Origin of the sequence: Mesorhizobium sp. B2-4-19, from assembly GCF_006441315.1 — a bacterium.
Lineage (GTDB): Bacteria > Pseudomonadota > Alphaproteobacteria > Rhizobiales > Rhizobiaceae > Mesorhizobium.
In genome coordinates, this window is sequence record NZ_VFUV01000011.1 from 61,183 (window position 1) to 80,750 (window position 19,568).

26 protein-coding genes are annotated in these 19,568 nt (G+C 62.3%); 9 read left to right on the forward strand and 17 right to left on the reverse strand.

Annotated elements, in window-relative coordinates:
• Nucleotides 1–30 precede the first annotated feature (30 nt).
• The 4 genes from FJ546_RS19235 (at nt 31) to FJ546_RS19250 (ending at nt 2,513) form a co-directional block, all read left to right on the forward strand.
• Nucleotides 31–654, forward strand: a complete 624-nt coding sequence (locus FJ546_RS19235; protein WP_140890772.1) for a thermonuclease family protein — start codon at nt 31–33, stop codon at nt 652–654.
• Nucleotides 655–688: 34 nt separating this feature from the next.
• Nucleotides 689–1,300, forward strand: coding sequence for a glutathione S-transferase (locus tag FJ546_RS19240; RefSeq protein WP_140890773.1), 612 nt, complete (start codon nt 689–691; stop codon nt 1,298–1,300).
• Complete coding sequence (locus FJ546_RS19245; protein ID WP_140890774.1) at nt 1,240–1,914, forward strand: uracil-DNA glycosylase family protein; 675 nt, start codon at nt 1,240–1,242, stop codon at nt 1,912–1,914. The genes FJ546_RS19240 and FJ546_RS19245 overlap by 61 nt, the downstream gene beginning before the upstream one ends.
• 107 nt (nt 1,915–2,021) lie before the next feature.
• Nucleotides 2,022–2,513: an Lrp/AsnC family transcriptional regulator gene (locus tag FJ546_RS19250; RefSeq protein ID WP_006205209.1), complete on the forward strand. Its 492-nt coding sequence runs from the start codon at nt 2,022–2,024 to the stop codon at nt 2,511–2,513.
• A 12-nt stretch (nt 2,514–2,525) separates the two neighbouring features.
• On the opposite strand, the gene FJ546_RS19255 is transcribed toward FJ546_RS19250, so the two are convergent.
• The 13 genes from FJ546_RS19255 to moaA all read right to left on the reverse strand — a co-directional run bounded on the left by FJ546_RS19255 (nt 2,526) and on the right by moaA (nt 12,334).
• Nucleotides 2,526–3,140, reverse strand: coding sequence for a DUF3299 domain-containing protein (locus FJ546_RS19255; protein WP_246686884.1), 615 nt, complete (start codon nt 3,138–3,140; stop codon nt 2,526–2,528).
• Nucleotides 3,137–3,715 (reverse strand): GNAT family N-acetyltransferase, encoded by a 579-nt coding sequence (locus tag FJ546_RS19260; RefSeq protein ID WP_140890776.1) that lies wholly within the window; start codon nt 3,713–3,715, stop codon nt 3,137–3,139. Before FJ546_RS19260 ends, FJ546_RS19255 begins: the two co-directional genes overlap by 4 nt.
• Complete coding sequence (locus FJ546_RS19265) at nt 3,675–4,379, reverse strand: DNA alkylation repair protein (protein ID WP_140890777.1); 705 nt, start codon at nt 4,377–4,379, stop codon at nt 3,675–3,677. The genes FJ546_RS19260 and FJ546_RS19265 overlap by 41 nt, the downstream gene beginning before the upstream one ends.
• Nucleotides 4,380–4,385: 6 nt before the next feature.
• On the reverse strand, nt 4,386–5,255 hold the full coding sequence (locus FJ546_RS19270) for an NAD(P)-dependent oxidoreductase (protein ID WP_140890778.1): 870 nt from the start codon (nt 5,253–5,255) through the stop codon (nt 4,386–4,388).
• Between the two features lie 213 nt (nt 5,256–5,468).
• Entirely contained in the window at nt 5,469–6,290 is an 822-nt protein-coding gene (locus tag FJ546_RS19275) for an ABC transporter permease (protein ID WP_140890779.1), read from the reverse strand.
• Complete coding sequence (locus FJ546_RS19280; protein WP_140890780.1) at nt 6,287–7,006, reverse strand: ABC transporter permease; 720 nt, start codon at nt 7,004–7,006, stop codon at nt 6,287–6,289. The genes FJ546_RS19275 and FJ546_RS19280 overlap by 4 nt, the downstream gene beginning before the upstream one ends.
• Nucleotides 7,007–7,086: 80 nt before the next feature.
• Nucleotides 7,087–7,872, reverse strand: a complete 786-nt coding sequence (locus FJ546_RS19285; RefSeq protein WP_019858120.1) for an ABC transporter substrate-binding protein — start codon at nt 7,870–7,872, stop codon at nt 7,087–7,089.
• A gap of 158 nt (nt 7,873–8,030) precedes the next feature.
• A complete protein-coding gene (gene mobB, locus FJ546_RS19290; protein ID WP_140890781.1) occupies nt 8,031–8,540 on the reverse strand; it encodes a molybdopterin-guanine dinucleotide biosynthesis protein B in 510 nt (169 codons plus the stop codon).
• Complete coding sequence (mobA, locus tag FJ546_RS19295; RefSeq protein WP_140890782.1) at nt 8,537–9,169, reverse strand: molybdenum cofactor guanylyltransferase MobA; 633 nt, start codon at nt 9,167–9,169, stop codon at nt 8,537–8,539. Before mobA ends, mobB begins: the two co-directional genes overlap by 4 nt.
• Nucleotides 9,170–9,212: 43 nt before the next feature.
• Nucleotides 9,213–10,133 (reverse strand): DMT family transporter, encoded by a 921-nt coding sequence (locus tag FJ546_RS19300; protein ID WP_140890783.1) that lies wholly within the window; start codon nt 10,131–10,133, stop codon nt 9,213–9,215.
• 178 nt (nt 10,134–10,311) lie between these two features.
• Nucleotides 10,312–10,671: a hypothetical protein gene (locus FJ546_RS19305; RefSeq protein ID WP_140890784.1), complete on the reverse strand. Its 360-nt coding sequence runs from the start codon at nt 10,669–10,671 to the stop codon at nt 10,312–10,314.
• A 118-nt stretch (nt 10,672–10,789) separates the two neighbouring features.
• Entirely contained in the window at nt 10,790–11,284 is a 495-nt protein-coding gene (locus FJ546_RS19310; protein ID WP_181167995.1) for a hypothetical protein, read from the reverse strand.
• 54 nt (nt 11,285–11,338) lie between these two features.
• Entirely contained in the window at nt 11,339–12,334 is a 996-nt protein-coding gene (moaA, locus tag FJ546_RS19315) for a GTP 3',8-cyclase MoaA (protein WP_140890785.1), read from the reverse strand.
• Nucleotides 12,335–12,530: 196 nt separating this feature from the next.
• On the opposite strand from moaA, the gene FJ546_RS19320 reads away from it, so the two are divergent.
• Both FJ546_RS19320 and FJ546_RS19325 read left to right on the forward strand, forming a co-directional pair.
• Nucleotides 12,531–12,884, forward strand: a complete 354-nt coding sequence (locus tag FJ546_RS19320; RefSeq protein WP_010909462.1) for a DUF971 domain-containing protein — start codon at nt 12,531–12,533, stop codon at nt 12,882–12,884.
• A 63-nt stretch (nt 12,885–12,947) separates the two neighbouring features.
• Entirely contained in the window at nt 12,948–13,559 is a 612-nt protein-coding gene (locus FJ546_RS19325; RefSeq protein WP_140890786.1) for a pyridoxamine 5'-phosphate oxidase family protein, read from the forward strand.
• Between the two features lie 16 nt (nt 13,560–13,575).
• Here FJ546_RS19325 and FJ546_RS19330 read toward each other — a convergent pair whose 3' ends face one another.
• On the reverse strand, nt 13,576–14,028 hold the full coding sequence (locus FJ546_RS19330; RefSeq protein ID WP_019858112.1) for a MarR family transcriptional regulator: 453 nt from the start codon (nt 14,026–14,028) through the stop codon (nt 13,576–13,578).
• Between the two features lie 47 nt (nt 14,029–14,075).
• On the opposite strand from FJ546_RS19330, the gene FJ546_RS19335 reads away from it, so the two are divergent.
• Nucleotides 14,076–14,987, forward strand: coding sequence for an alpha/beta hydrolase (locus FJ546_RS19335; RefSeq protein WP_140890787.1), 912 nt, complete (start codon nt 14,076–14,078; stop codon nt 14,985–14,987).
• Nucleotides 14,988–15,057: 70 nt separating this feature from the next.
• On the opposite strand, the gene FJ546_RS19340 is transcribed toward FJ546_RS19335, so the two are convergent.
• Both FJ546_RS19340 and FJ546_RS19345 read right to left on the reverse strand, forming a co-directional pair.
• On the reverse strand, nt 15,058–15,453 hold the full coding sequence (locus FJ546_RS19340) for a rhodanese-like domain-containing protein (RefSeq protein WP_140890788.1): 396 nt from the start codon (nt 15,451–15,453) through the stop codon (nt 15,058–15,060).
• A 64-nt stretch (nt 15,454–15,517) separates the two neighbouring features.
• A complete protein-coding gene (locus FJ546_RS19345) occupies nt 15,518–16,126 on the reverse strand; it encodes a TetR/AcrR family transcriptional regulator (RefSeq protein ID WP_140890882.1) in 609 nt (202 codons plus the stop codon).
• A 100-nt stretch (nt 16,127–16,226) separates the two neighbouring features.
• Here FJ546_RS19345 and FJ546_RS19350 point away from each other — a divergent pair, with 100 nt between their 5' ends.
• On the forward strand, nt 16,227–16,973 hold the full coding sequence (locus FJ546_RS19350) for a 3-oxoacyl-ACP reductase family protein (protein ID WP_140890789.1): 747 nt from the start codon (nt 16,227–16,229) through the stop codon (nt 16,971–16,973).
• A 204-nt stretch (nt 16,974–17,177) separates the two neighbouring features.
• Nucleotides 17,178–19,058 (forward strand): murein L,D-transpeptidase, encoded by a 1,881-nt coding sequence (locus FJ546_RS19355; RefSeq protein WP_140890790.1) that lies wholly within the window; start codon nt 17,178–17,180, stop codon nt 19,056–19,058.
• 4 nt (nt 19,059–19,062) lie between these two features.
• On the opposite strand, the gene FJ546_RS19360 is transcribed toward FJ546_RS19355, so the two are convergent.
• A complete protein-coding gene (locus tag FJ546_RS19360) occupies nt 19,063–19,539 on the reverse strand; it encodes a hypothetical protein (protein ID WP_140890791.1) in 477 nt (158 codons plus the stop codon).
• Nucleotides 19,540–19,568: the final 29 nt, after the last annotated feature.

Below are 19,568 nucleotides of genomic sequence, written 5' to 3' on the forward strand. Positions count from 1 at the left end.
CGTTCGAATGATTAACCAACCGTTTGCCATATGAGCCGTTCCTGGTCGCCAAGATCGCGCCGACGGCACGCGGCGCCGCGCCCGGGAAGCCTGTGGCGCAAGGTGCTGGACTATGGGCTGGCCATCATCATTCTGGGGCTGCTGATCTTGTTGGCGGCACGCCTCGATCGGGTGGAGACGCGCCAGACTCAAGGCGCTGCCATCATCAATGATGGCGATTCGATCACGCTCGGCACCGAGCGCATCCGCATGCGCGGCATCGATGCCCCGGAATACACACAGACCTGCCGCAGGAACGGCGCCGACTATGCCTGCGGCACGCTTGCGCGCCAGTCCCTGGTGCGCCTGATCGCCGGCAGGCCGGTTACCTGCAGAGGCTGGCAGCGGGATCGCTATGGCCGGTTGCTTGGCGACTGCAAGGCCGGTGGCACCGACCTCAACCGCGCTCAGGTCGAGGCGGGTTGGGCGGTTGCCTTTGGCGACTTCGAAAGTGAGGAAGCGACCGCCCGGGCCGCCAAGGTCGGTATCTGGGCGGGTACGTTCGATCAGCCGCAGGACTGGCGCGACAGCCATCACGGCGAGGTGGTGGAGCGAAAACACGGCACGCTGGCGTCGATCGGCGACGCCGTGCGGGAGATTGTTCGCTTCTGGTGAGGCGTATCGGCTTGGACGGAAAGGGAGGATCGAAATGAAGCTCTTCGACGGTGGCCGGGCGCCCAATCCGCGGCGAGTACGCGTCTTCCTCGCCGAAAAGGGGATCGCGGTTCCGCTGGTGCCCGTCGACATGGGCGCGCTGGAGCACAAGGGCCAAACGGTGAGCTCTCGCAACCCTTTGCAGCGCCTGCCGGTGCTGGAGCTTGACGATGGCACCGTCATCACCGAATCCGTCGCCATCAGCCGGTATTTCGAGGAGTTGCATCCGGAGCCGGCCCTGTTCGGACGCGGCGCGCTCGGCAAGGCACAGGTCGAAATGTGGCAGAGACGGATGGAGTTCAACCTGCTCAGCTGCGTCGCGCAGGCGTTTCGCCACATTCATCCGGCCATGAGGGAATGGGAAATCCCGCAAATCCCCGAATGGGGCGAGGCCAACAAGCCGAAGGCGTTGGAGTTCCTGAAAATCCTCGACGGCGAGTTGGCGAACCGGGAATTCGCCGCCGGCGATAGCTATTCGATCGCCGACATCACCGGCCTGATCGCCATCGACTTCATGAAGCCGGCGCGCATCAAGGTGCCGGAGGAATGCACCAATGTCTTGCGTTGGCATCAGGCGATCTCCAGCCGGCCGAGTGCCGCTGCTTGAGCCTGGAACTGGACAATTTTGCCGCAAAAGTCCGGGCCTGCCGCATCTGCGTCGAAAACCCCGTCGGCAGGCCGCTGCCGCATGAGCCGCGGCCGGTGCTACGGCCTTCGTCCAGTGCCCGTATCCTGATTGCCAGCCAGGCGCCGGGAACCAAGGTTCACCTGTCGGGCATGCCGTTCACCGATGCTTCGGGCGACCGCCTGCGCAACTGGCTCGGCGTGACCGGCGACGAATTCTACGACATCGAGAAATTCGCCATCGTGCCGATGGGCTTCTGCTTTCCCGGCCAGGATGCCAAGGGGGGTGACCTGCCGCCAAGGCGCGAATGCGCGCCGGCCTGGCGCGCGCCCTTGATGGCGCTGATGCCGCGGATCGACCTGGTGCTGACGATCGGCATCTACGCGCAGTCCTGGCATATGGGCGCCGCGCGCCGGCCCTCGCTGACGGAGACGGTTATGGACTGGCGGGCCATCTGGGAGAATTCCGTCGGCCCAAAGGTGCTGCCGCTGCCGCACCCATCCTGGCGAAACAGCGGCTGGCTGAAGCAGAATCCATGGTTTGAAATGGATTTGCTGCCTTTCCTGCGCTCGGAAATCCGCTATCGCCTTGACTAGGCATTCAGCAAGAAATCACTCGCTTTCATAGCGATTAGCAGAATTTCTTTCTTGTGAAAGCCCGAAATAAAGGGGAATATAGCCAAACTATTCCTCAGGAGCCTCTAATGGACCGCCTTGACCGAAAAATTCTCCGCCTCCTGCAGGAGGACGCGACACTCGCGGTGGCCGATGTTGCCAAGAAAGTCGGCCTGTCGACCACGCCCTGCTGGCGCCGCATCCAGAAGCTCGAGGAGGAAGGCGTCATCAAGCGTCGCGTCGCCATTCTCGACCATGAGAAGGTCAATGTGCGGGTCACAGTCTTCGTCTCCATCCGCACGAATTCGCACAGCCACGAATGGCTGCGCCGCTTTTCCGAGGTCATCCAGGAGTTTCCCGAGGTGGTCGAGTTCTACCGTATGAGCGGCGACGTCGACTATCTCTTACGCGTCGTGGTGCCTGACATCGCCGCCTACGACGCCTTCTACAAGCGGCTGATCGCCAAGATCGAGATCCGTGACGTGTCGTCGTCCTTCGCCATGGAGCAGATCAAGTACACCACTGAAATCCCGCTCGATTACATGGTGCTGGACAAGGAATCGGGCGCCAACGCCGCCTGAGCGCAAGCCCGATTAGTTCTTCTTTTTGTTCAGGAACGTCCAGGGCGAGTTCACCGGCAGGGTGATGGCATCAGGCACGGTGTCGACCCCAACCACGTCTGCTCTGCGCACGCTATAGCCCGACCGGATGACGCTGACGCCATCCAGAATGAACAGCTGGCTTTTCTCCATGTCCGGCTTCAGGGCGCCGGTGACGGCGACCGACTGGTAGGCTTGCGACATCTTGTAGGGATGGGCTGGCGTGACCAGCACGATCTGATTGGCTGGTGGCGTCGGCATGTGGCTGCACGCGCCGGTCCATGGCACCAGCAGGAACTGATACACGAGGTCGCCATCGCGATCGACCGGCAACGCGTAGCCGGCTAATTGTACCGTCTTGTCCTGCAAGCCGAGCGACAGCGTCTCGCCATGATCGGCAAGTTTAGCCGCGATCATCGGCAGGCCGGCGTCTTCGGCGACGGCCTGGCTCGCCGGGCGCAAATCCTTCCAAAAGATGTGCATGGTTTCAGCCGAAGCGCCGGCAGCGCAGAGGGACAGCGCGGTCGCGAGCGCCAGGATTGATTTGAAATGGATGCTCATGCCGCTTCCTCCGCGGCCGAGTAAAGACGCCGAGGCCAATGACGTCAATGCGCGAGCCGCATCACATGTCGGCGAGAACCGGCCATGCCGGCCTCATGGAAGCCGCGCGACGCGAACATGTCGCGAAAGCCCATGAAACGGTAGCTCGGCGACGCTTCGGCCACGGGATAGGCCTCGATGATGCGCGCGCCCTTGGCGAAGGCATGATCGATGGCTGCATCTAGTAAAGCCGAAGCAAGGCCGCCGCCGCGCAAAGCCCTCGGCACATAGAAGCAGGCGATCGACCATACGCCCGTCTCGCTGTCGTCCTGCCACCTTGAAAGCCTGCGATAGGTCTCGCGCGGAGCGACCGAACACCAGCCAATGGTCTTGCCGTCGATCTCGGCGAGGATGCCGACCGGGGTGCCGGCATCGATGAGCGCCATCATCTGACGCTTCTTTTCATCGTTCTGGATGTGCTCGCGGCCAGAGTGCCGCCAGGCCATGCACCAGCAATATTTTGGCGCACCCTGCTGCTCAAACAGGGTCTCAAAGCTGCCGCGTGTTGCCGGCGTCACCTCGATGAAGCGGATATTGGCGAGGTCAAAAGTTTCTGCTGGCGAGGCGTTCGAGTGTTTTGGCATCCGACAATTCCTTCACGGCATCCTTGCCGATCCAGCGCGCGGTCTTGTCTGGGGAGTCGGCGAGTTTCTGCGCCACGGTCAGGGCAGGGCCGTGCAGGCTCATCGATCGCTTGCCGATCTGCCGCAGAGCCCAGTTGACGGCTTTCCTGACGAAGTTGCGCTGATCGCCGGCATGGGCCTCGATCAAGGGCAAATAGGACAGGAACGTCGCGTCCGGCTCCTTTTTCAAATGCACGGCCGCCCATGACAACATGGCAAAGGCCGTGCGGCGTACGAATTCGCGCTCGTCGACCGCAAACTCCTCGATCAGCGTACGCCAGAACGGCGTATCGACGAACAGGTCGGAGACCGTATCGACGACTTCCCAGGAATCGAAATCGCGGGCCCAGCTACGGCATTCCTCGATGGTGATCTTCTTCGGTTCGCCGGTGAAAGCCGCCAGCAGCCGCGCTTCGCGAATGCCGCTGGTCCACAGCGCCAGGGATCGTTCGTGATTGCGCTTCAGCTTGCGCGCCAAGGGCCGCAAATCCGTATTGCCAACACCGAGCGCGGTCGCGATGTTGATGCCGAACCGCGCCATGCCGGCGCGGTTTTCCTCGGTGCCGATCGAGCGCAGATGCGCGACGATGTCCTGCGCGGTCCAGCCTGGAGCGGGCAGGGACATGATCGCCTACTTCTCCAGGCGCGCCAGCAGCGAGGACGTGTCCCAGCGCTTGCCGCCCATCGCCTGCACATCCTTGTAGAACTGATCGACAAGCGCGGTCACCGGCAGCTTGGCGCCGTTGCGGTCGGCCTCGGCCAGGCAGATGCCGAGATCCTTGCGCATCCAGTCGACGGCAAAGCCGAAATCATACTTGCCGGCATTCATTGTCTTGTGGCGGTTTTCCATCTGCCAGGAACCGGCGGCACCCTTGGAAATCACCTCGATCACCTTCTCGATATCGAGCCCGGCCTTCTTGCCGAAATGGATACCTTCCGACAGTCCCTGCACGAGCCCGGCGATGCAGATCTGGTTGATCATCTTGGTGAGCTGGCCGGCGCCAGCCGAGCCCATCAGCCCGACCATGCGGGCATAGGCGTCGATAACGGGCCTCGCTCTGTCGAAGGCAGCCCGATCGCCGCCGACCATGACGGTCAGCACGCCGTTCTCGGCGCCGGCCTGGCCACCGGAGACAGGCGCGTCGAGAAATGAAAATCCACCTGCCTCCGCTGCTGCCGCCAGTTCGCGCGCGACTTCCGCCGAAGCCGTGGTGTTGTCGATGAAGACCGAACCCTTCTTCATCGATTTGAAGGCGCCTCCGGGACCTGTCGTCACCGAGCGCAGATCGTCGTCATTGCCGACGCAGGAAAAGACGAAGTCCTTGTCCTTGGCTGCCTCTGCCGGCGTCACCGCAAGGCTGCCGCCATGCTGGCCGACCCATTGCTCGGCCTTGGCCTTGGTGCGGTTGTAGACGGTGACGTCGTGGCCACCCTTGTTCTTCAAGTGACCGGCCATGGGATAGCCCATCACGCCAAGACCGAGAAATGCCACAGATGCCATGAACTTGCCCTTCAGACGGAAACGAAATTGCTGCGGAAGCTCTAGAGCAATTCCAGGAAAAGTGTGAAGCGGTTTTCCGTCCGGAATTGCATCAAAACAAAGAGATAGAGCGGTTCGGCGTTTCTGCGAAACGGTGAACCGTTCTAGGCCCTGCGCTCAATTCGTCAAGACGGCTGCGGACTGATCGCCTGGTGCAGGCAATATGGAAAACCGTCAACGCTTCAGATGGATGGTGATCCGGCGCTCGATCCATTCGATCGCATGGCGCAACAACTCGACCATCACCAGGTACACCAGGGCGACCCAGATATAGGCCTGGATGTCGAAGGAATTGGCAAAGGCGAGTTTTGCATTGCCCATCAGGTCGTAGACGGTGATGATGGCGACGATGGCGGACGCCTTGACCATCAGGATCAGCTCATTGCCGTAGGGCCGCAAGGCGACGATCAGGGCTTGCGGCAGGATGATCTTGCGCAGCGTCTGCAATTTGTGCAGGCCGAGGGAGGCGGCGCCTTCCCATTGGCCCCTGGGCACGCTTTCGATGGCGCCGCGCAAAATCTCGGCCTGGTAGGCGGCGGTGTTGAGCGCAAAGGCGAAGACGCCGCAGTTGAAGGCATCCTTGAAGAAGTCCCAAAGCCCGATCATCTGGAGCTCCGGTCTGAACGACCCTAGCCCGTAATAGACCAGAAAGGTCTGAACCAGCAGCGGCGTGCCCCGGAAGAAATAGACGTAACAGTAGGCAAGGCCGGACAGGATCCGGTTCCTGGACATACGCCCGTAAGCAACCGGCATCGACAGGACGGCGCCAAGCACCATCGAAATGGCGACCAGTGACAGGGTAACGCCCAGTCCTCGCAGATAGGCCGGAGCATATTTGGCGAAGAAGGCCGCATTCCAGGCAAAGAACAGATAGCCGACGATGCCGAGGCCAAAGGCGATCCACAGGCAGACCAGCGCGTAGCCGACGATGCGCGGTCGCGGCCAGCCGCGGGTCCGCGGTGGGGGCCGTTCGACCATGGCGGCTGTGGCGCTCATCGTTGTGCCTCCCGTTTGCCAAGCGAGCGCAAGATGGCGCTGGTGGCGAAGGATGACACGACGGCCAGACCCAGAAAGACCAGAGCCGCAATGCTGTAAAACAGGAACGAATGCTTGGTGACGCGAGCCGCCACACCGGCGTTGCGCAGCGTCTCGGCAAGACCGACGACTGAAACCAGCGACGTGTCCTTGAGAAGGCTGAGCCAGCAGTTCTCGAGACCGGGGAAGGCAATGCGCAGCAGCTGCGGCAGGATCACTAGGCGCATTGTCTGCCATTTGGACAAACCAATGGAATAGCCACCCTCATACTGCCCCTTCGGGATGGCGCGGAAGGCCGAGAGGAAAACCTCGCTGGCATAGGACGAGAAGATCAGCGAGAGCACGATCATGCCGGCGACGAAACTGTTGACGTCGATGGTCGCTTCGGGGCGGAAATACCGGATGAGATGCTGCAGCAGGATCGGCATGCCGAAGAAGAACAGGAAAAGCGTCACCAGTTCCGGCAGGCCGCGAAAGACCGTGGTGTAGATATTGGCGGCGAGGCGCAGCGACGGCTCCTCGGATTGCTTGCCCAGCGCAATGAAAAAACCGATCGTCAACCCAATGGGGAGCGTCGCCAGCGCTAGCAGAACCGTTACAATGACGCCATAGGCAATGTCGTCACTCCAGCCATCAGGTCCCCAACTGAGAAGTGTCCATATGCTTTGGGCTGGCATTGACAGGTGTTATCCCCACGACGTTCCCAGGATGAATAGAAAGACGGCGGGGAATTTCCCCGCCGTCTTGATCCTGTCTATTAGGACTCGGCGCCGAAGACGTCGAACTTGAAGTACTTGTCGTTGATTTCCTTGTATTTTCCATTGGCGCGGATGGCGTCGATGGCCTCATTGAGCTTGTTGACCAAATCGGTCTCGCCCTTGCGCACGGCAATGCCGGCGCCCGGTCCGAAGATCTCGACCGGCTGCGGCGAGGGCTGGCCGAGAATCTTGCAGCAGGCGCCATCAGGCGAGTCCAGCCATTGCTGCAGCACCACGATATCGTCCTCGATGGCGTCGAGGCGACCATTGGCCAGATCCGCCTGCTCCTCGGGGCTGCTCGGATAACCCTTCACGGTGCTGTCGGTGTAGGTCTTCGAGGCATAGTTGAAATGGGTGGTCGTCGTGGCGACGCCGATGGTCTTGCCGGCGAGATCTTCCTTGGTCACACCCTTCAGCGTGCTGTCTTTCGGCACGGCGAGAGCCGAGGGGGTGTTGTAGTATTTGTGGGTGAAGTCGACTTTCTCCTTGCGCTCCGGCGTGATCGACATCGAGGCGACGATAGCGTCGAACTTGCCGGCCTGAAGTGCCGGGATGATGCCGTCCCAATCCTGGGCGACAAAGGTGCATTTGACCTTCATCTGATCGCAAAGCGCCTGGGCGATGTCGATGTCGAAGCCGACAAGCTTGCCGTCGGAGGTGAGGTTGTTGAACGGGGGATAGGCGCCTTCGGTGCCGATCCGCAGGGTCTTTTCCTGGGCCTGGGCTACGCCGAGCGTCAACAGCGCAGCCGATGCGGCGAGCGCGATACGCAGTGCAATACGCATGATAGTCCTCTCTTTATGGTCCCGGCCGTCGTTCCGAAACGGCTCTATGGGGCGGTGCTTTTGACCGCCCGCTGAGGCGATACTCCCACTCTTTCCAAGAAAAAAGCAACTGCAAAACCACCGAAATCGGCAATGCGGTTCTGCCGCTACGTTACATCTCAAGCAACGAGGCCGGTGGTGCGCTCGATGAAGTCGACTATCGATTTTACGTCGTCGAGGTCGAATACCGGCAGGCTCTCGTCCGTGACGTCGAAATCGGCGGCGATGGCGACAATATTGGGATCGCCTGCTGAAAGCGGCGCCCGGTCCTTCGCTTCCAGCCGCCGCGTTTCGATCTTGCGGTGTGATTCGCGCTTGTAGCCTTCGACCAGCACGATGTCGCATGGGGCGAGTCGCGAGAGGATGCTCTCCAGTGGCGGCTCATCCTCGCCACGCAATTCATGCATCAGCGCCCAGCGGTTGCCGGACACGATCGCGACTTCGATGGCCCCGGCCTGCCGATGGCGGAAGCTGTCGGCGCCCGGCTTGTCGATGTCGAAATCATGATGGGCGTGTTTGACCGTCGAGACCTTCCAGCCGCGCCGCACAAGCTCGGCGACCAGCTTTTCGGTGAGGGTGGTCTTGCCGGAGTTTTTCCAGCCGGTGATGCCGAAGACGCGTCTGTTCATGACATGATGCTCTGCAACAGGCGCGCGGCCTGGGCAAGATCGTCCGGCACATTGATGTTGAAGAAAGGATCGAGCGGCCGGCCAGCGAATTGCACGACCTGGAATTCCACCTCGACATGGCCATGGCGCTCGATGAAGGCCGAAACGCGCCTGTTGTCCTCATCGACCAGGAAATGCCGCAAGGCGTCGCGACAGTCCGTCGGCCACAGCGCGAAGGTCGGGTGGAGCCGGCCGGCCGAGGAGGCGACGGCGATTGAACCCGGATGTTCGCCGGCTGCCGCCGCCAGACCCGCGACCAGGTCCAGCGGCAGGAAAGGCGTGTCGCCGGCGGCGGTGACGACTGCTTTGCAAGGTGTGCCAGCGGCCGCCCATTCGAGGCCGGTCAGAATGCCGGCAAGCGGCCCGGCAAAGCCTTCAACGGTGTCGGCAAGCACGGGCAGTCCGAAACGGGAAAAGCGTTCGGGGTCGCCATTGGCGCTCAGCGCCAGGGTTTCGATCTGCGGGCCAAAGCGCGACAGGACCTGGTCAAGCACGCTGCCGCCGCCGAGCGGCAACAGGCTCTTGTCGCCGCCTCCCATCCGCCTTGACTGGCCACCGGCCAGAACGATCCCTGCAATATCTCGCCTCATGCATCGAGCCTGTACGCCAGCCGCCGGAAATCACAAGACCCGGCTAGATTCCATCCGGCGCCATGGCCGGTCCGGTGGTTTCGGCGACGATCCTTCGCCGGCCGACCACCCGCTCGCGATAAAGCGCATAGAGACCCGAGCCGACGACGATTGTCGCGCCGACGATCATCGGCATGTCCGGAATGTCGCCGAAGACGATCAAGCCAAGCAGGATGGACCAGAGGAGCGCGGTGTAGCGGAACGGCGCGATGAAGGAGATCTCGCCCGAGCGCATCGCCATGATGATGAATTGATAACCGATGAGCACCAGCACCGCGGCCAGCGCCAGCAGCGCCGTGCTTTTGCCGGTCATCGGCGTCCAGCCACCCATCGGCGACAACAGCGCCGCGCCGACGACGGTCATTGCCAGCGCGGTCGCGGTCGAGACGAGCATGGTCGGTATGGCTTGGGGGATGCGTTTGGTGGCGAGGTCGCGCACGGTGCAGCAGGCGACGCTGGCCAGCGCCCAAAGGGAATAGAGGCTGAAGCCATCAAAGCCGGGCCGCACGATGACCAGTACGCCGGCAAAACCGACTGCGATCGCCAGCCAGCGTCGCCAGCCGACCGCTTCGCCGAAAAACAGCGCGGCAGCCATCGTCACCGCCAGCGGCAGCGCCTGAAGAACGGCCGAGACACTGCCGATCGGCAAATGGGCAAGCGCCACCAGGAATGACACGGTGGCGCCAGCTTCGCCCAGCACGCGGATTGCCACCAGCGGCTGCAGCATCAGGCGCGGCCGCAAAAGCGCGCCGCGTTGCAAGGCCAGCAGGCCGACGAAGAGCGAGGCAAAGGCTCCTCTGATCAGCATGACCTGCGCCATGTTCATCGATTGCGAAGAGTATTTGGTGATGGCGTCGTTGAGCGTGAAGCCAACCATCGCCACCATCATGAACAACGCGCCGCGAAGATTTGGGGAAAGAGGCAAGACATCTACCGGTTGCTTGTGAAGCACGCCTGTAACAGCCCGCCACGAAACAGCAATGGCAAAGGGCTGGGCCAGGACCGGGGTATTCGTCATCGCCGGCGTGAAACCACGTCCTCAATTCGGCGCGGATCTGGTCGGGAGGCGGCTTCGCCTCCCGGAAGGTACCGGCTGCCGATGTCTATTTCTTCGGCGTCAGCACTTCGGTGCCGTTGCCTTCCTTGCCGGCGATGGTCCACAGGCCATGCAGCGACCCGTCATCCTCGACCTTGTAGACGACGAGGCCGATGTCCTTGCCCATGACATAGCCGGCGGAGAATGCATCGTCGTTGCGCATGCAGATGCCATCGGACGAAGAACCGCCAGTCTCCCAGTGGATCGCGCACGTCGTCCCGCTGGTCAGCGTGATGGTGGCTTCGCCATCATATTTCGATCCGTCGAAATTGGTGCCGGCGACGGTGTAGGTTCCGCCGATCGACTGAGCTGCCGCGGGCATGGCCGCAAGGCCGAGCAATGCAAGAGAAAGAATGAATTTGCGCATGACGTTTCCCCCTGTCAGCGAAGAGCCGCTTTCAGGGGAAGGCTAGGCCGGAACAACGTGGCCGTAAATCCGGCGGCGGTTCGCGGACAAGACTTTTTCTGGGTGTGATCCGAAATACTCACTGTCCCTTCAGACTGCCGGCAATCGCGCCGACCAGCGGGTCGTATTTCGACTTCAGGGCTGGCGGGTAATCGATCCAGACGGTGCGGATGACGCCATCTCTGCCGAACAGGCGCCGCTCATAAAAGATCTTTCCATCCTTCATGCCCGACAGCACCGCCCAGTTCTTGCCGGTCTTGCTGTAGGCAACGGCATAGCCAGGTTCCTTGCTCGCCTTTTCATCGGCGACAAAGCCTTTCGGCGTGTCGTCATCGACGTTGAGGATGCCGGAGCAGGTCAGGCTGGCGCCATCCGCGCTCAGCCAAACCTGTCCGTCGCCATTTTCCGGCTCAGGCTGACGATCGGTGAATATCTCATCGGGAAAGGTGCAGACGGTGCCGAAGCGAGCATTCACGTAGGTGAAGGGCTTGGCGTTTGCACTTGTTGTGACGGGCGTCGCCAAGGACAGAACTGTGATCAGCGACGACAAGCCGATACGATAAAGACGCAGCACGATGCCCCCTTGGCCTTGAGACCAAGATAACCTTGCACCAAGTCGGAGAAAAAATCAGCCGCCGGTGACGCTCATGTGCCGGGACACCGACGGACGGCTGGTGCGGCGGTCGATGATGAAATCATGGCCTTTCGGCTTGCGGCCGATGGCCTGGTCGATCGCGTCGGCGACAAGTTCGTTGCCTTCGGATGCACGCAACGGCGCGCGCAGGTCGGCCGCGTCTTCCTGGCCGAGGCACATATAGAGCGTGCCGGTGCAGGTCAGCCGGACGCGATTGCAGCTTTCGCAGAAATTATGCGTCATCGGTGTGATGAAACCGAGCTTTCCGCCGGTCTCGGCGACGTGGACGTAGCGGGCGGGGCCACCGGTCTTGAAGGGAATGTCGGTCAGCGTGAACTGGCGTTCCAGCGAGGCGCGCAACAGCGACAGCGGCAGATACTGGTCGGTGCGGTCGGCGTCGATCTCACCCATCGGCATGGTTTCGATGACAGTGAGATCCATGCCGCGGCCATGCGCCCAGCGCATCATGTCGGGCAGTTCGGCGTCGTTGAAATCCTTCAGCGCCACCGCGTTGAGCTTGACCTTGAGCCCGGCCGCCTGAGCGGCATCGATACCTTGCATGACCTTGTCGAGATGGCCCCAGCGGGTGATCTGGTGGAACTTGTCCGCATCCAGCGTGTCGAGCGAGACGTTGATGCGCTTGACGCCGCAATCGGCGAGCTCGGCGGCGAAGCGCGACAGCTGCGAGCCGTTGGTGGTCAGCGTCAGTTCTTCCAGCGCGCCGCTATCGAGGTGGCGCGAGAGCTGGCGCACCAGATGCATGATGTTCTTGCGCACCAGTGGCTCGCCACCGGTGAGGCGCAGCCGTCTGACGCCCTTCTCGATGAAGACGGCGCAGAGCCGATCCAGCTCTTCCAGCGACAGCAGGTCCTTCTTCGGCAGGAAGGCCATGTCCTCGGCCATGCAGTAGGTGCAGCGAAAATCGCAGCGGTCGGTGACCGACACTCTAAGATAGCTGATCGTGCGACCGAAGGGGTCGATCATGTTCATGTTCGAGCGTTTCCCGTGGCCGTTACCGGCATCGTTATATACAGCTATGTGATACGATCCAGCCCGCCATTCAAGATACCGCTTCTCGATCTTTGGTAACATCCCGGAGCCGACACCGTGTGTCGGTCGTCTATCAAGACTTTTCCCCTGTCGAGAAGCGGCGTAGGGAAGGGCAATCGATACGGGATCAAACTGCATGACCGCGCCAAAAGAACTCCGAGTCTCCAAGGACCGCAAGCTGCTGTCGGTCACCTTTCCCAATCACCAGCCATTCGAACTGCCGGCGGAGCTTTTGCGCGTCGCCTCGCCATCGGCCGAGGTGCAGGGCCATTCTCCCGACCAGCGTGTGACGGTTCCCGGCAAGCGCAACGTGGCCATCCTGAAGATCGAGCCGGTCGGCAACTATGCGGTGCGCATCACCTTCGACGATTTCCACGACACCGGCATTTTCACCTGGAACTATCTGCACACGCTTGGCCACGAGAAGGATGAGCGCTGGAATGCCTATCTGGCGGAGCTTGCCGAAAAAGGGCTGAGCCGCGATCGCTAAGCCGGCGTCGTAAAGGCGTCACACATCTGGAGTAGCGCCGGCCGGGGTTCGGAGACGAAAAAGATGCCGCTTATCACCACGGTCGAACAGCTCGAGGCGCTCTACGGCGTTCCAGGCGAAGCCTCGCTGATCAAGGAACTCGATCACGTCATTCCCGAATATGCCGCCTTCATCGAGGCATCGCCCTTTGTTGCGCTTGCCACCAGCGGCCCGGAGGGATTGGACTGTTCGCCGCGCGGCGATCTCGCCGGCTTCGTGCGTATCGTTGATCGGAAGACGCTGATCATGCCGGACCGGCGCGGCAACAATCGCGCCGATTCGCTGCGCAACATCATCCGGGATCCGCGTGTCGGGTTGCTGTTCCTGGTGCCGGGCTCTGGCACGACGCTGCGCATCAACGGCCGCGCGCGCATCACCACGGACGCCGAACTTTGCGCATCCTTCATGGTCGACGGCAAAGCGGCGCGCTCGGTGACCGTCATCGACGTCGATTCGGTCTATTTCCAGTGCGCCCGCGCCATTGTGCGGTCGGAGCTTTGGAACCCGGCAAAACATGTCGATCCGAAATCGCTGCCGACGCCGGGAAAAATCCTCGAAATCACCAGCCGCAAGAACATCGACGGCGAGGCCTACGACAAGGAATGGCCGGAGCGGGCGAAGAAAACCATGTGGTGAGTGACCGAAAAGGCCGTCAGGCCTCCTTCAGCACCTCATAGATCTTGCGCATCTGTTCGCCGATCATGTCGCACTGCTCCGGCGTCGACTGGCTCATCGCTTTCTCGATCAGCGCCATATGCACTTTCAGCGCCTGCATCAGCAGCGCCTCGCCAGCCTCGGTCAAGGCGAGCCGCAGGATGCGCTTGTCCTTCTCGTCGCCTTCGCGGCGCAGCAGGCCGCGCGTCTCCAGCTGCGGCAAAAGCATGGTGATGTTGGAGCGGCCGACGAGCAGCTTGCGGGCAAGATCGTGCTGCGACATGCCGGGATGGCGGTAGAGGTTCATCAGCACGTCGAGCTGCGCCGGCTTCAGGTCGAGCGGCGCAAGCTTCACCGCCAGCGTGCGCTCCAGCACATGGCAGGCGCGCGCCACCGCGACCCAGTTGCGAAAACGCGGGTTGTCCCAGGGTAGCTCTTGTTTATTGTTCATCTTTGAACTATTATGTTCATGCTTGAACGTATGGATGGATTCTCACTATGGCATCAATCGGGCTGAAGGTCATCCGGAGCGTATTTGGTGCGGCCGAGCATATTGCGCCACGCATCACCGGGCGCGCGGCTTTCGAACTGTTCTGCCGCACGCCGAGCACAAAGGCGTTGACCGATGGCGAGCGCCGCGCCATCGGCCGGGCCGCCGAGTTCATGACCGAGGCGCGCCATCATCGGCTGAAGACGGCAACCGGCTGCGTCATGGTGCACGAATTCCGGCCGGAGCCGGGCAGGGCCGCACTTGGCACCGTGCTTGTCGTTCATGGCTGGCGTTCGCGCACCGAATATATGCGCGCCTTGATCGAGGGCTATCGCGCCGCCGGCTACAGGGTCGTTTCCCTGGACCTGCCGGGGCACGGCCATTCGCAGGGCCGGCACCTGAACATGGTCAACGCGGTCGACGCGGTGCGGGTCGCCGGCGAATGGTTCGGCCCGTTCGTCGCGGCGGTGGGTCATTCCTTCGGCGGCGCTGTTGCCGCCAATGCCATTGCCGGTTCCGTCAAGAGCATTCCACCCCTGGCGGCCGGACGTCTCGTGCTGATCGCCGCACCCAGCTCCCTGCCGGCGATCTTCGCCGATTTCAGCCGCATGCTCAATGTCGGGCCGCGCTCGCAGGTGGCGATGGCGGACCGCGTCCAGCACCTGTCCGGCCGGCCGCTGCATGAATTCACCGGCGACCGCCAGCTTGCCCAGGCGCCGGTGCCGACGCTGGTCATCCACGCGCCGGACGATCGCGAGGTGCCGGCCGAGCACGCGAAACGCTACGCCGGCGCCGGAGGTCATGTGCGGCTGCACTGGGCCGACGGTCTTGGCCACCGCCGAATCCTTGCGGACAAGGGCGTTGTCGAACGCGCCGTTGCCTTCGTCGCGGAACACCGCGAGCCGTCGCGGTTGCATTGAGACGCAATCCTCGTTCCATGCATGTCGTTGTCTCAAAACCGGGACCACTCTTGAGCGACATGCATTGGGGCTATTTCTTCTTCTCGCCGGGCTCGACAGGCAGTCCGGCCGCCTTCCAGGCGGTGTAGCCGCCAAGGATGTGCTTGACGGGCACAAGCCCCATGTCCTGCGCCGTCTTGGTGGCGAGCGCTGAACGCCAGCCGCCGGCGCAGAAGAACACAAAGCTCTTGCCCGAAGCGAAGAACGGCTTGTGATAGGGACTTTCCGGATCGATCCAGAATTCCAGCATGCCGCGTGTTACATGTCTGGCGCCGGGAATCCTGCCGTCGCGTTCGACCTCGCGCGGGTCGCGCAGGTCGACGAAGATGGTGCCTTCGTCCTCGAGCAGTCCCGCGGCTTCTTCAGGTGAAACCACTTCGATCTCGGCGTTGGCTTCGTCCAGCAGTTCACGATAACCCTTTTTCACAGCTTGTTCCTCCCGACCGCACGTTTGGCTGGATTTCCACCATAATGGCCAGCGTTTGTCACGCTCAGTCGGGGCCTGCCAGAGTTTGCCAGGCAGCCATCGCGCCAGTGACGGTTGCCATCAGCGCGCTGCATGACGCGCCGTCGCGCGCCTGGATCGACATGCCGTGCTGCACCGTGGCGTAGAAGGTCGCCACTGCGCCGCAGCCGAAGTCGGCAGGCAATTCACCCTCGGCCACACCGCGCTCCAGGCGCTTGCGCAGGGCCGTAAGATTTTCAGCGCGGCGGCGGCGCAAGTCCGTGCAGATGGCACCACTGCTTGAATCCTCATGCAGTGCGCCCAGCGCAATCAGGCAGCCCTGCGGGCGATCGGTCTGCGAATAGGCCTTGGCTGTCTGCCGCAGGAAGTTCTCGATCGCCTGGCATGCCGTCGGTGCCTTATCCAAGGCGGCCCAGATCTCGGTTCCTTCGGCTTGCGTGTAGTATTCTATCGCTTCGAGGAACAGCGCCTCCTTGCTGCCGAAGGCGGCATAGAGGCTGGGCGAGTTGATACCCATCGCCGTGGTCAGCTCGGCGATCGACGTACCCTCATAGCCCTTGGCCCAAAACAGCTCCATCGCGCGCCGCAGGGCGGCGGTTCGATCGAAGGTGCGGGGACGGCCTCTTTCCGACATGTTCTTCTTTTCTGTGTTGATCGATACATAAATGAGTTGACGCGGCCGGACAAGGCTGCCAGACATTTATGTATCAATCGATACATAAATGGAGAAACAAATGTCTTCCAGCAATTTGAACGGCAAGGCGGCACTCGTCACCGGCGGCAGCCGCGGCATTGGGGCGGCGATTGCGCGAAGGCTCGCGGCCGATGGCGCCAAAGTCGCGCTGACCTATGTGCATGGTGAGGAACAGGCCCGCGCAGTGGTCGCCGAGATTGAGGCCAAGGGCGGCCGCGCCATCGCCATCAAGGCGGACAATCGCGATGCCGTGGCGATAGACAAGGCCGTCGATGAGACCGTTGGCGCCTTCGGCCGGCTTGATATATTGGTCAACAGCGCCGGCATCTGGCGCGCGGCACCCATCGACACATTGTCGTTAGCCGACTTCGACGAGACCATGTCGGTTAATCTCAGAGCCCCGTTCATCGCCTCGAAGGCGGCGGCCGCGCATATGGGCGAGGGCGGCCGGATCATCTCGATCGGCAGCAATCTCGCCGAACGCGTCACCGACACCAGCCTCGGCGCCTATTCCGCCAGCAAGGCGGCACTGGTCGGCTTGACCAAGGCACTCGCACGCGACCTCGGTCCGCGCGGCATCACAGCCAATGTCGTCCATCCCGGTTCGACCGACACCGACATGAACCCGGCGGATGGACCGCATGCCGAGCATCAGCGCCAGAAGATGGCGACGCCGCGATTCGGCAAGGCCGACGACATCGCCGGCATGGTTGCCTGGCTCGCTGGTCCGCAGGGGCGTTTTGTTACCGGCGCCGCATTGACCATCGATGGCGGCGCCAACGCCTGAATTTTGGGGAGTTCTCCAGGCTGGAGCGAACGCCCGCGCTCCAGCCGTCACGATCTTGTGAAACCGTTCTGCAACAGGCTTTCCAAAATTTATGAAAGCTTAACGAAATCGGTATGAATCGGTATAGTCGCGCCTTACATCCGCCATGCGGTGAGCGAGACAGCGTGCGGAACGGGAACCGGTTGCGACCGGAGCGGGTGATCCATGAAATTCCTCGGTAAAAAAGCAACCGCGATGCCGGTTGTGGCAATCGCGGCAACGCTCGCCCTGGGCGCGCCCCAGGCAGGCGCCCAGGGGCTCTTCGACATGCTGTTCGGCGGCGGCATCAGGCATGAACCGCAGGGCGAATTTCCGCCTCCGCCAAAGCACAAACCCAAAGCCCCGGCTGGTGGCGGTGGCGGCACGAAGATCAGCAGCCCGTCCTATTACACCTACAAGGCTGACAAGCTTATTCGCGTCGACTTCTCGACGCTATCGGCCGCGCCGCAGCCGGCGACGGCACAGGACGCCGCATTCGTTCCGTCAGCAACGGGGGCTGCTTTCCACGATGCCATTGCCGGTCTCAGCGACTACGAACTCTACGCCGAGCCCGAGATCGCCAAGGCGTTGATCGCCTATTACTCGGCCAATCCGGACTTCATCTGGGTGAACGGAACCATGCCCAACAACCGCGCCGAGGATGCGGTGCGGGTGCTGGGCGAGGCCGCGAGCTACGGCCTGGCGCCCGCCGACTACACCGTCGATGTGCCGGCCACGACTTCGGCCTCAACGGATGACGCGGCCAAGCTCAGGGAACTCGTGCGCTTCGAGATGGCGCTGTCGGCACGCGTCCTGCGCTATGCCCATGACGCCCAGAACGGCCGTGTCGAGCCCAACCGGATGACCGGTTACTATGATTTCCCGGCCAAGCCGCTCGACATGGTCGGCGTGCTGAAGACGCTGGCGCATACACAAGAAGTGCGCACCTATCTCGAATCGCGGCATCCGCAGAATGCGGAATATCAGGCGCTGCGCGTCGAGCTGGAGGCCCTGCAGGCCAGTGCCGAAAATGAGATCGTCGTCGATCCCAAGCTGCTGCTGAAGCCGGGCGAGACCAGCCCCGAACTGCCGAAGCTGCTGTCGCTGATCGCGCGCAATCTCGATGACGGCATGGGCGGCACCTATGGCGAGCTCTTGTCGCGGCTGGCGACCAGCGAGGTCTATGTCCCCGAGCTGGTGCCGCTGATCAAGGCCGTGCAGGTGAAGGAAGGCATGAAGGGCGACGGCGTCATCGGTCCGCGCACTGTCGCCTTGCTGGCCGGCACGTCGAAGGCCGACAAACTGCTCAAGGTGCAGGTGGCGCTGGAGGAACTGCGCTGGCTGCCTTCCGATCTCGGCAGCCCACGTGTCTTCATCAACCAGCCGGCGTTCACCGCGAGCTACATCGACAACGGTGAAGAGAAGCTGAAGACGCGCGTCGTCGTCGGCCGGGTGACCAACCAGACGGCTTTCTTCTACGACCAGATCAAGCAGGTAGACTTCCATCCCTATTGGGGCGTGCCGCAGTCGATCATCGTCAATGAGATGCTGCCCAGATTGCGCAGCGATCCCGGCTATCTCGATCGGGCCGGCTACGAGGTGACGGATTCGCGCGGCAAACGCATTCCGTCGTCGGCGGTCAATTGGGGCGGCTATGGCGCCAACATTCCCTACAGCGTGCGCCAGCAGCCGAGCGAGGCCAATGCGCTGGGCGAACTGAAGATCCTGTTCCCCAACAAGCATGCGATCTACATGCACGATACGCCGCAGAAATCGTTCTTCAAGCAGGACATGCGCGCGCTCAGCCATGGCTGCGTGCGGCTGCAGGATCCGCGCGGCATGGCCGCGGCGGTGCTCGGCACCTCGGTCGACTATGTCGCCGAAAAACTGAAGCACGGACATTCGACCGAGGACGTGACGCGCAAGATTCCGGTCTATGTCGCCTATTTCACCGCATGGCCCGACATGTCCGGCAAGGTCGAGTATTTCAGCGACGTCTACGACCGCGATTCGCGACTGAAGCAGGCATTGGACGCCACCGAGGCCGTGCGCTCGCCGTCGAGCTGATCGTTTAGAATTGCGACAACGGGCGGCGGAACCCCGCCTCCCGCCCGGCGATCAGCCAGTAGATCAATCCGGCGACGAGGCCGGCGGCGGCGATGATGCCGATATCGGCCCATCGCTCCGGGTCTATGTCTTCCGCCGAGCTCGGCCAGATCAGGAAGAAGCCGCCGGCGGCGGCGGCGGCGCCGAAGACTATGTGCATCAGGGCATTGCGCAGCGAGAAGAACTCGGCGATCAGCGCGAAGATCAGCGTCTGCAGCCCGGTCACGACGATCGTCAGGAAGTAGACGAACATGCCAAGCGGCGGCACCACCAGGACGGCGATCGGGCTGACGCCCATGATGTCGAAATAGGCCGGCGCGTTGGGCAGGGAACTGAGCGCGGCGTAGATCGCCGCCACGGCGACCAGGCCGACCAGAACGGCGACCAGATAGCCGGCCAGCATCATCAGGACGCGCATCATTACATGCTTCGCCATCGCCATGCCCATCCCCCCCATGCGGCGCAGTCAAC

Coding starts and splice junctions, on each gene's coding strand:
- FJ546_RS19235 (WP_140890772.1), top strand. CDS start 31: ATGAGCCGTTCCTGGTCGCCAAGATCGCGCCGACGGCACGCGGCGCCG.
- FJ546_RS19240 (WP_140890773.1), top strand. CDS start 689: ATGAAGCTCTTCGACGGTGGCCGGGCGCCCAATCCGCGGCGAGTACGC.
- FJ546_RS19245 (WP_140890774.1), top strand. CDS start 1,240: ATGCACCAATGTCTTGCGTTGGCATCAGGCGATCTCCAGCCGGCCGAG.
- FJ546_RS19250 (WP_006205209.1), top strand. CDS start 2,022: ATGGACCGCCTTGACCGAAAAATTCTCCGCCTCCTGCAGGAGGACGCG.
- FJ546_RS19260 (WP_140890776.1), bottom strand. CDS start 3,715: ATGCCAAAACACTCGAACGCCTCGCCAGCAGAAACTTTTGACCTCGCC.
- FJ546_RS19265 (WP_140890777.1), bottom strand. CDS start 4,379: ATGTCCCTGCCCGCTCCAGGCTGGACCGCGCAGGACATCGTCGCGCAT.
- FJ546_RS19270 (WP_140890778.1), bottom strand. CDS start 5,255: ATGGCATCTGTGGCATTTCTCGGTCTTGGCGTGATGGGCTATCCCATG.
- FJ546_RS19275 (WP_140890779.1), bottom strand. CDS start 6,290: ATGAGCGCCACAGCCGCCATGGTCGAACGGCCCCCACCGCGGACCCGC.
- FJ546_RS19280 (WP_140890780.1), bottom strand. CDS start 7,006: ATGCCAGCCCAAAGCATATGGACACTTCTCAGTTGGGGACCTGATGGC.
- FJ546_RS19285 (WP_019858120.1), bottom strand. CDS start 7,872: ATGCGTATTGCACTGCGTATCGCGCTCGCCGCATCGGCTGCGCTGTTG.
- mobB (WP_140890781.1), bottom strand. CDS start 8,540: ATGAACAGACGCGTCTTCGGCATCACCGGCTGGAAAAACTCCGGCAAG.
- mobA (WP_140890782.1), bottom strand. CDS start 9,169: ATGAGGCGAGATATTGCAGGGATCGTTCTGGCCGGTGGCCAGTCAAGG.
- FJ546_RS19305 (WP_140890784.1), bottom strand. CDS start 10,671: ATGCGCAAATTCATTCTTTCTCTTGCATTGCTCGGCCTTGCGGCCATG.
- moaA (WP_140890785.1), bottom strand. CDS start 12,334: ATGAACATGATCGACCCCTTCGGTCGCACGATCAGCTATCTTAGAGTG.
- FJ546_RS19320 (WP_010909462.1), top strand. CDS start 12,531: ATGACCGCGCCAAAAGAACTCCGAGTCTCCAAGGACCGCAAGCTGCTG.
- FJ546_RS19325 (WP_140890786.1), top strand. CDS start 12,948: ATGCCGCTTATCACCACGGTCGAACAGCTCGAGGCGCTCTACGGCGTT.
- FJ546_RS19330 (WP_019858112.1), bottom strand. CDS start 14,028: ATGAACAATAAACAAGAGCTACCCTGGGACAACCCGCGTTTTCGCAAC.
- FJ546_RS19335 (WP_140890787.1), top strand. CDS start 14,076: ATGGCATCAATCGGGCTGAAGGTCATCCGGAGCGTATTTGGTGCGGCC.
- FJ546_RS19345 (WP_140890882.1), bottom strand. CDS start 16,126: ATGTCGGAAAGAGGCCGTCCCCGCACCTTCGATCGAACCGCCGCCCTG.
- FJ546_RS19350 (WP_140890789.1), top strand. CDS start 16,227: ATGTCTTCCAGCAATTTGAACGGCAAGGCGGCACTCGTCACCGGCGGC.
- FJ546_RS19355 (WP_140890790.1), top strand. CDS start 17,178: ATGAAATTCCTCGGTAAAAAAGCAACCGCGATGCCGGTTGTGGCAATC.
- FJ546_RS19360 (WP_140890791.1), bottom strand. CDS start 19,539: ATGGCGATGGCGAAGCATGTAATGATGCGCGTCCTGATGATGCTGGCC.